The organism is Staphylococcus sp. 231237_7MaSpsaltlick (assembly GCF_043107035.1).
Genome location: NZ_JBICNX010000103.1, coordinates 1 through 1,785, shown reverse-complemented (window position 1 = coordinate 1,785; position 1,785 = coordinate 1). Strand labels below are relative to the sequence as shown.

Below are 1,785 nucleotides of genomic sequence, written 5' to 3'. Positions count from 1 at the left end.
AAATGCTCCAGCTGATGTAAAACCACGTGCTTTTTTCCACGAATCAGCATTTTGACCGTCGAATACATAAACTTTATTTCCAAATATTTTAACTGCATTTGATTTATCTAATTTAAGCTCTTTTCCAAGTATTAATTCCATATCATCTAGCACATTACGGCGAATAGATGCTTGAGTAGCACCGCCAATGATGAAGTTTAGTCCTTTATTCTCATAACTAGCTATGTGCATTAAAAAAAGCAGTATAAACACATACGTTTTACCTGCTCGCTTAGCTCCACTTGCTATTAATATTTTAGGTTTTTCGTTTATAAAACACTTCCATACTTCTTGCTGCTTTGGATTTAATACTTTATTTATCATTTAAACCACCAGCTAATTTAATAAGTGCTTTAGCAATCTGTGATTCTTGATCATTGGCTTCTGCATTATCCATTTGTTCAATTTTCTTCTGCAATAATTCTATTTCTTTTTCTATTTTTTTATTATTTATATTGCCATTTAATGCACCGTGAACTTTAAGAATGTGTTCTAAAGATCTTTGTCGTTCTTCTATTCTGGGTGTCACGGTATAACTGACTTCTTTTTCAACTTCATCTTTTAAGTGATTATATACTTTTGAGTAGACTTGCTGTTGTTCACCTCTCGCAATTGAAGAAGAAAGTATTAGAGCCTCTTTTACACTCATTAGCTTTTCATTTTCTAAAGACTCTATACGCGTTTGAATATAATCTCTAATATATGGTTTTCTAAGGTTTTCTGCACCAACTGAGGCAGCTGTTTTTTTACTATAACCTGCCTTAATTGCAGATTCAGTTGCATTACCACTTATGATATATTCATCAGCAAACTTCTGTTGTTTTACTGTTAATTTCATGTCATTGAATCACCTTCTTATGCTAATTGCTTGTTTAAATTTGTGTAAAAAAAAGACCTATAAATTAAGGTCTTTTAAAACTTTTTCTAAAATTTTTTGATGCTTTTACTACTTCTACTTGGTAAGTAATAACTCCTTGATATTGAATTGGTTGCAAATTTTTAAATGTTACTTTATTACCATTGAAATAACTAACAAGTATGTCTAATGAATTATTTTGATTTATTATTTTAAGTTCAGATAACGATAACTCATTTTTTTCAACAAACTCCGCTATTTCTCTGAACTCTTCCGTTGTGAACTTTAATACATTGCTATTCTTACTAATAACGAAATTAGCATTATCGTTAATTTCAGCCTTGCTTGGTTGAATTGTTAACCCTGAATACTCAATAAATATTCCCATTTCCCATTCCTCCATTGTTTATATTGCACTACGCTTTTATTATAGCTTATTATCACACAAAAAGACACATCCGCGGAATGGATGTGCCTTTTTATAATATAGTAATGTGACCACTATTGTTCACACTATTAATGTAACACATGCAACTCAAAATATTGTTCGCATTTCGTTCGCAAAAAGTTCGCGTTTTATTATTTATAAACTTCTAAGTTAAGATGAATACCCATTTTATTTACTGCTCTTTTCTTCATCTTATAATACTTAGTTTTACCTAAATGCATTTCTGTATATATTTGATAATCTGTATCATTATCTTTTACTAAGTATCTTCTACCTATAATAATACTTTCTTCTGCACTTAACGTATTTAATCCATCATCTAATAGTTGAGATATACTATTCAATTCATCTTCTAATTTTTGTCGTTCTATCTTTTTATTAGCAATAGATTCAATACCATTTAATGTTTGCTTAGTCGAAGGAGGAATAAAGCTAAAGTTCT

At 29.9% G+C, this 1,785-nt stretch carries 3 protein-coding genes and 1 pseudogene; all 4 read right to left on the bottom strand.

Annotated features, from left to right (window positions below):
- A pseudogene (locus tag ACF91D_RS30105) lies at positions 1-363 on the bottom strand (PBSX family phage terminase large subunit); the annotation flags it as partial.
- Positions 353-877, bottom strand: a complete 525-nt coding sequence (locus tag ACF91D_RS30100) for a terminase small subunit (protein ID WP_392438402.1) — start codon at positions 875-877, stop codon at positions 353-355. The gene ACF91D_RS30100 and the pseudogene ACF91D_RS30105, both read right to left, overlap by 11 nt.
- Positions 878-941: 64 nt before the next feature.
- Positions 942-1,283 carry a hypothetical protein gene (locus ACF91D_RS30095; RefSeq protein WP_392438400.1) on the bottom strand — a complete coding sequence of 114 codons (342 nt, stop codon included), beginning with the start codon at positions 1,281-1,283 and terminating at the stop codon, positions 942-944.
- A 191-nt stretch (positions 1,284-1,474) separates the two neighbouring features.
- Positions 1,475-1,785: ArpU family phage packaging/lysis transcriptional regulator (locus tag ACF91D_RS30090; RefSeq protein WP_392438399.1), on the bottom strand; the 311-nt coding region annotated here is incomplete at its 5' end.

Coding starts and splice junctions, on each gene's coding strand:
- ACF91D_RS30100 (WP_392438402.1), bottom strand. CDS start 877: ATGAAATTAACAGTAAAACAACAGAAGTTTGCTGATGAATATATCATA.
- ACF91D_RS30095 (WP_392438400.1), bottom strand. CDS start 1,283: ATGGGAATATTTATTGAGTATTCAGGGTTAACAATTCAACCAAGCAAG.